The organism is Streptomyces sp. E2N166 (assembly GCF_003671715.1).
GTDB lineage: Bacteria > Actinomycetota > Actinomycetes > Streptomycetales > Streptomycetaceae > Streptomyces > Streptomyces thinghirensis.
In genome coordinates, this window is record NZ_RAIF01000006.1 from 1,430,447 (window position 1) to 1,436,629 (window position 6,183).

At 70.3% G+C, this 6,183-nt stretch carries 7 protein-coding genes, 1 tRNA gene and 1 pseudogene; 5 read left to right on the plus strand and 4 right to left on the minus strand.

Annotation, left to right across the window (positions count from 1 at the left end; translation table 11 throughout):
- From EBH09_RS06935 to EBH09_RS06945, 3 genes are all read right to left on the minus strand, one after another.
- Positions 1 to 578, minus strand: a 578-nt coding sequence (locus EBH09_RS06935) for a chaplin (protein WP_153182617.1), incomplete at its 3' end; no start/stop codon positions are given.
- Positions 579 to 757: 179 nt separating this feature from the next.
- A complete protein-coding gene (chpH, locus tag EBH09_RS06940) occupies positions 758 to 991 on the minus strand; it encodes a chaplin ChpH (RefSeq protein WP_121746052.1) in 234 nt (77 codons plus the stop codon).
- 203 nt (positions 992 to 1,194) lie between these two features.
- Entirely contained in the window at positions 1,195 to 2,520 is a 1,326-nt protein-coding gene (locus EBH09_RS06945; RefSeq protein ID WP_121746053.1) for a M20/M25/M40 family metallo-hydrolase, read from the minus strand.
- A 149-nt stretch (positions 2,521 to 2,669) separates the two neighbouring features.
- Here EBH09_RS06945 and EBH09_RS06950 point away from each other — a divergent pair.
- Both EBH09_RS06950 and EBH09_RS06955 read left to right on the plus strand, forming a co-directional pair.
- Positions 2,670 to 2,757 (plus strand) — tRNA-Leu (locus EBH09_RS06950).
- Between the two features lie 71 nt (positions 2,758 to 2,828).
- Positions 2,829 to 3,203, plus strand: a complete 375-nt coding sequence (locus EBH09_RS06955; protein WP_121746273.1) for a YchJ family protein — start codon at positions 2,829 to 2,831, stop codon at positions 3,201 to 3,203.
- A gap of 17 nt (positions 3,204 to 3,220) precedes the next feature.
- On the opposite strand, the gene EBH09_RS06960 is transcribed toward EBH09_RS06955, so the two are convergent.
- A complete protein-coding gene (locus tag EBH09_RS06960; protein WP_121746054.1) occupies positions 3,221 to 3,922 on the minus strand; it encodes a FadR/GntR family transcriptional regulator in 702 nt (233 codons plus the stop codon).
- Between the two features lie 137 nt (positions 3,923 to 4,059).
- Between EBH09_RS06960 and EBH09_RS06965 the strand changes: the two genes are divergently transcribed.
- From EBH09_RS06965 to EBH09_RS06975, 3 genes and pseudogenes are all read left to right on the plus strand, one after another.
- The gene (locus EBH09_RS06965; protein ID WP_121746055.1) at positions 4,060 to 4,587 is read left to right on the plus strand and encodes a gluconokinase; all 528 of its coding nucleotides are present in this window, start codon (positions 4,060 to 4,062) and stop codon (positions 4,585 to 4,587) included.
- 90 nt (positions 4,588 to 4,677) lie between these two features.
- The gene (locus EBH09_RS06970; RefSeq protein WP_121746056.1) at positions 4,678 to 6,075 is read left to right on the plus strand and encodes a gluconate:H+ symporter; all 1,398 of its coding nucleotides are present in this window, start codon (positions 4,678 to 4,680) and stop codon (positions 6,073 to 6,075) included.
- Between the two features lie 27 nt (positions 6,076 to 6,102).
- Positions 6,103 to 6,183 (plus strand): annotated as a pseudogene (locus tag EBH09_RS06975) (gluconate 5-dehydrogenase); the annotation flags it as partial.

Consider the following 6,183-nt stretch of genomic DNA (forward strand, 5'->3'; position numbering starts at 1 on the left):
TCGCCCGGGTCCCCGGGATCGCCCGGGTCCCCGGGATCGCCCGGGTCCCCGGGATCGCCCGGGTCCCCGGGATCGCCCGGGTCTCCGGGCGGCGTCTCGTGACCACCGCCGGGCGGCGTCGAGTGATCCCCGCCACCGCCGTTGCCGCAGTCGTTGCCGGTGGTCGGGTTGAGGGCGCCGACGGCGTCGACGCTGTTGCCGCAGACGTTCACCGGCACATGGATCGGCGCCTCCACGTGGTTGCCGGAGCCGACGCCGGGCGAGTCGGTGGCGTGCCCGCCGGCGTGCGAGCCGTCCTGCCCCTCGGAGTCGCCGTAACCGCCGGACGCGCCGCCGCCCTGGTTGGCACACGAGTTGCCCATCGCCGGGTTGAGGACACCGATGACGTCGACCGTGTTGCCGCAGACGTTCACCGGCACGTGCACCGGTGCCTGCACCGTGTTGCCGGACAGTACGCCGGGCGAACCCGAACTCGAGCCGTGCGCACCCGAGTCCGCGTGGGCGGCGCCGCCCGCGGCGGCGATCACGCCGGTGGCGGCCGCCATCGTCATCAGGCCCTTGCGGGTGACCTGTCGCATTTCCTGAATCCCTGCCTTGCCCTAGTCCCGCCAGTACCGAGAATGCCGAGGACGCCGGGAATTCCGACGTCGCCGTCGATCCCCACCCCTCGAAGGGCTCCGAAGGCCGCCGGCCCCGGAGCGCGTGGCGCGCGCTCCGGGGCCGGCGGACTCAGACCCTCACGGGGCGAGGCACAACGTCACTTGTTGATGCAGACGTTGCCGAAGGCGGGGTTCAGCAGACCGATCACGGAGACCGTGTTGCCGCAGACGTTCACCGGGACGTGCACGGGCACCTGGACGACGTTGCCGGAAAGGACGCCGGGCGAGTGCACGGCGGCACCCTGGGCACCGGAGTCGGCGACGGCCATGCCCGCGCCCGCGAGAACCAGACCGCCGGTGGCAGCCGCGGCGGCGACGACCTTCTTGAACATTATTCCTCCTAGTTGGCAAAAGCGATCCCAGCTTGCTGATCGCATCACCTGTAACGAGGAGGAACTAATGAGGCTACGAGCTTATGAGCGCATTCACTCTTACCGGTCGACTCCCGCACGCGCGGCCGAATACCGTCGCGTGCGGAAGTCACGTTTCATCGGCCCTATCCGGACGTGTCGGCGAATCAGCGCCCGTCGGTGAGTCAGGACGCGTCGATGAAGCGGTCGAGCACCCGTACGCCGAACTGCAGCCCCTCCACCGGCACCCGCTCGTCCACCCCGTGGAACATGCCCGCGAAGTCCAGCTCCGGCGGCAGCTTGAGCGGCGCGAAGCCGAAGCAGCGGATGCCGAGGTCGTCGAAGGACTTGGCGTCGGTGCCGCCGGAGAGCATGTAGGGCACCGCCCGCGCGATCGGGTCCTCGGCGCGCAGGGCGGTCTGCATGGCGTCGACGAGCCGGCCGTCGAAGTCGGTCTCCAGTGCCTTGTCGGCGTGCACGTCCTCGCGCCGCACGCGCGGGCCGAGGATGCGGTCGAGGTCGGCGAGGAACTCCTCCTCGTAGCCGGGCAGGAAGCGTCCGTCGACGTGCGCGGTGGCCTGGCCGGGGATGACGTTGACCTTGTAGCCGGCGCCGAGCTGGGTGGGCGCCGCCGAGTTGCGCAGGGTCGTGCCGATCATCCGGGCGATGCCGCCGAGCTTGGCGAGGGTCTCCTCCATGTTCTCGGGGTCGAGTTCGGTGCCGAGCGCGTCGGACAGCTCGTCCAGGAAGGCCCGTACGGTCTTGGTGACCCTGACCGGCCACTTGTGCCGGCCGAGCCGGGCCACGGCCTCGCACAGCTCGGTGATCGCGTTGTCGTCGTTGGTCATCGAGCCGTGCCCGGCCGTGCCGTCGACGGTGAGCCGCATCCAGTGCATGCCCTTCTCGGCGGTCTCGACGAGGTAGAGCCGCAGCTTCTCGTTGACCGTGAAGGAGAACCCGCCGACCTCTCCGATCGCCTCGCTGACACCCTCGAACAGCTCGGGGTGCTTGCGCACCAGGTGCTTGGCGCCGTACGTCCCGCCGGCCTCCTCGTCCGCGAGGAACGCCAGCACGATGTCGCGCGGAGGCTTGCGCCCGCTGCGCAGCCGGTCGCGGACGACCGCGAGGGTCATCGCGTCCATGTCCTTCATGTCGACCGCGCCGCGCCCCCACACGCATCCGTCCGCGATCTCGCCGGAGAAGGGGTGGTGGGTCCAGTCGTCCGCGTTGGCCGGGACGACGTCGGTGTGGCCGTGGATGAGGAGCGCGGGCCGGGACGGGTCCTCGCCCTCGATCCGGGCCACCGTGGAGGCGCGTCCGGGGTGGGACTCGAAGATCCGCGGTTCGAGTCCCACCTCGGCGAGCTTCTCGGCGACGTACTCGGCCGCCTTGCGCTCGCCCGGACCCGAGTGGTCGCCGTAGTTGCTGGTGTCGATCCGGATCAGCTCGCGGCAGAGGTCGACGACCTCGTCCTCGCCGGTGACGCTCCTGGCCGTGCCCGAGTCGCTCACGTGGTTCCTCCCGCTGTCACTGCTGGTGGGTCCCCCTCATCCTCCTCCCCGGACCGTCCGCGCCCAAGGAGGGGGTGATCGGCCACCCCGGAAAGCCTGGTAATGTTTACGTCGTCGCCGCGGGCCACAGCCCGCACGACAGACACCTTGTCCGGGTGGCGGAATGGCAGACGCGCTAGCTTGAGGTGCTAGTGCCCTTTATCGGGCGTGGGGGTTCAAGTCCCCCCTCGGACACCAGTCGGGACCCCTGCCGCGGCAGGGGTCTTCTGCTTTCCGGGGCGTGTCCCGGACCGGGCACAATGGCCGCCATGACCACGCCTTCCTGCCCGTGCGGGCTGTCCGGGCCGTACGAGAAGTGCTGCGGCCGCTTCCACGCGGGAGCCGCCTCCGCGCCGACCGCCGAGGCCCTGATGCGTTCGCGCTACAGCGCCTTCGTACGCCTGGACGGCGGCTACCTGCTGCGTACGTGGCACCCGAGGACGCGTCCCGAGCGCCTCGACCTCGACCCGGGGACGCGGTGGACCGGTCTGGAGATCCTGGGCACGAGCGACGGGTCCGCCTTCCACTCCACCGGGACCGTGACCTTCCGGGCGTCCTACCGCGGTGGCTCGCTGCACGAGCGGAGCCGGTTCGAGCGCGTCGACGGGGCGTGGGTGTACGTCGACGGGGAGTTCCTGGCGTAGATCCGCCCGGCAGGGCTTCAGGGCGCCAGGATGTCCAGTTCCTGCAGCGCCCCGACGGTGATCTCCCGGGTCAGCCGCTCGGCGCGCTCGGCGTCCCGTGCCCGCACCGCCTCGGCGACCTGGACGTGCAGGGTGACGGCCGCCGGGTCGGGATCCTCGAACATCACGTCGTGGTGGGTACGGCCGGCCAGGACCTCGGCGACGACGCCGCCGAGACGGGCGAACATCTCGTTGCCGGAGGCGGTCAGGATGACGCGGTGGAAGGCCACGTCGTGGAAGAGGTACTCCTCCAGCCGGTGGCCGCGCGAGTTGGCGACCATGCCGAGCGCGCACTCGGTCAGCTCGGCGCACTGCTCGGACGTGGCGTGCCGTGCCGCCAGGCCCGCGGCCACCGGTTCGACGGCCGAGCGCAGCACGGTCAAGGAGCGCAGCTGCCGCGGGCGTTCCGAGCCGGCCAGGCGCCAGCGGATGACCTGCGGGTCGTAGACGTTCCACTCGCACTCGGGCAGGACGGTGACGCCGACGCGGCGGCGCGACTCGACCAGGTGCATGGACTCCAGCACCCGCACGGCCTCACGCATCACGGAGCGCGACACCTCGAAACGCTGTGCCAGCTCGTCCGTGCGCAGAACGCTGCCCGCGGGGTAGTCGCCCGCCGTGATCGCGGGGCCAAGGGTGTCCAGTACGCGGCCGTGCAGCCCCCGACCCGGTGTGCTCATGCACTCAGCGTACGGGGCGGATCACTGGAACAAAAAGTCAGACTTATATGTCACAGACTCTTGAATTCATCGGACCTAATGAGTTTCAGTTACGTCGACATCACGTGTCGACGAAGACAGCAGACAGCGAGAGTGCGATGCAGCGACTGCACACCCCCCATGTCGTCGTGGTCATGGGCGTAGCGGGCACCGGTAAGACCACCATCGGCCCCCTGCTCGCGGCCCGGCTCGGCGTTCCCTACGCCGAGGGCGACGACTTCCACCCGCCGGCCAACATCGCCAAGATGACGGCCGGCACCCCGCTCACCGACGAGGACCGTTGGCCCTGGCTGGATGCCATCGGCGACTGGGCGCACGGGCGGGCGGGGCTCGGCGGGGTGGTGAGCAGTTCGGCGCTGAAGCGGTCGTACCGCGACCGGCTGCGGGCCGGCGCTCCCGGTGTCGTCTTCGTGCACCTCACGGGCAGCCGCGAGCTGATCGAGGAGCGGATGTCGCAACGGCAGGGGCACTTCATGCCGACGGCCCTGCTCGACTCCCAGTTCGCCACGCTCCAGCCCCTGGAGCCGGACGAGGCGGGAGTCGCGGTGGACGTCGCCGGCGCGCCGGAGGAGATCGCCGAACGGGCGATGAACGCCCTGACGGACCTTCCCGACCCGGTCCAGTAACCCCCCACACCCTCCCCCCGGGGTCGTGCCGCGATGCGCGGACACGGTTCCGGCCTCCCCCGAATCCCCCATCACCGCAAGGGAACCACCGTGACCAGACTCAGCGTCGAGATGCTGGCAGCGGACACCGTCGAGCCGATCACCTCGGCCGGCCATGCCCAGCTGGGCCTCGCCGTGCTCCTGGGCATCGCCGTCATCGTCCTGCTGATCACCAAGTTCAAGCTGCATGCCTTTCTGTCGCTGACCATCGGGTCACTGGCGCTCGGCGCGTTCGCCGGGGCGCCGCTGGACAAGGTCATCACCAGCTTCACCGCCGGACTCGGCTCCACCGTGGCGGGTGTCGGCGTCCTGATCGCCCTCGGCGCGATCCTGGGCAAGATGCTCGCCGACTCCGGCGGCGCCGACCAGATCGTGGACACCATCCTCGCCAAGGCCAGCCCGCGTTCGATGCCGTGGACGATGGTGCTCATCGCCTCCGTCATCGGACTGCCGCTGTTCTTCGAGGTCGGCATCGTCCTGCTGATCCCGGTCGTCCTGATGGTCGCCAAGCGCGGCAACTACTCCCTGATGCGCATCGGCATCCCGGCGCTGGCCGGTCTGTCCGTGATGCACGGTCTGGTCCCGCCGCACCCCGGCCCGCTGGTCGCGATCGACGCGGTCGGCGCCAACCTCGGTGTGACGCTCGCGCTGGGTGTCCTGATCGCCATCCCGACGGTGATCATCGCCGGTCCCCTGTTCTCGAAGTACGCGGCCCGCTGGGTGGACGTCCCGGCCCCCGACCGCATGATCCCGCAGCGCGCCTCGGAGGAGCTGGAGAAGCGCCCCGGCTTCGGCGCGACCCTGGCCACGATCCTGCTGCCGGTCGTGCTGATGCTGGCCAAGGCGCTCGTCGACATCATCGTCGACGACCCGGAGAACCTGGTGCAGCGCACCTTCGACGTGATCGGCAACCCGCTGATCGCCCTGCTCGCCTCCGTGATCGTCGGCATCTTCACGCTGCTGCGTCCGGCCGGGTTCGGCAAGGAGCGCCTCTCCGGCCTGGTCGAGAAGGGGCTCGCGCCCATCGCGGGCATCTTGCTGATCGTCGGCGCGGGCGGCGGCTTCAAGCAGACGCTGATCGACTCCGGCGTGGGCCAGATGATCCTGCAGATCTCCGAGGACTGGTCGATACCCGCCCTGCTGCTGGCCTGGCTGATCGCGGTGGCGATCCGGCTGGCGACGGGTTCGGCGACCGTGGCGACCGTCTCGGCGGCCGGTCTCGTCGCGCCGCTGGCGGCCGACATGTCGACGACGCACGCGGCCCTGCTGGTCCTGGCCATCGGCGCCGGTTCGCTCTTCTTCAGCCACGTCAACGACGCGGGTTTCTGGCTGGTGAAGGAGTACTTCGGCCTGAACGTCGGCCAGACCATCAAGACCTGGTCCGTCATGGAGACGATCATCTCGGTGGTCGCGGGCGCCCTCGTCCTGCTCCTGTCACTGGTCATATAGCCGCACGACGCGACGTCATTCAGGGCCCGCCGGCGCACGCCGGCCGGCCGCTGGTGCCGTACGGAGGACCTGGCGGGCGGGCCGCTGTTCCTGGCCTCGCCCGCCACG

Excerpts from the sequence above, each read along its gene's own strand:
- chpH (WP_121746052.1), bottom strand. The coding sequence starts at position 991 with ATGTTCAAGAAGGTCGTCGCCGCCGCGGCTGCCACCGGCGGTCTGGTT.
- EBH09_RS06955 (WP_121746273.1), top strand. The coding sequence starts at position 2,829 with ATGACCACGCCTTCCTGCCCGTGCGGGCTGTCCGGGCCGTACGAGAAG.
- EBH09_RS06960 (WP_121746054.1), bottom strand. The coding sequence starts at position 3,922 with ATGAGCACACCGGGTCGGGGGCTGCACGGCCGCGTACTGGACACCCTT.
- EBH09_RS06965 (WP_121746055.1), top strand. The coding sequence starts at position 4,060 with ATGCAGCGACTGCACACCCCCCATGTCGTCGTGGTCATGGGCGTAGCG.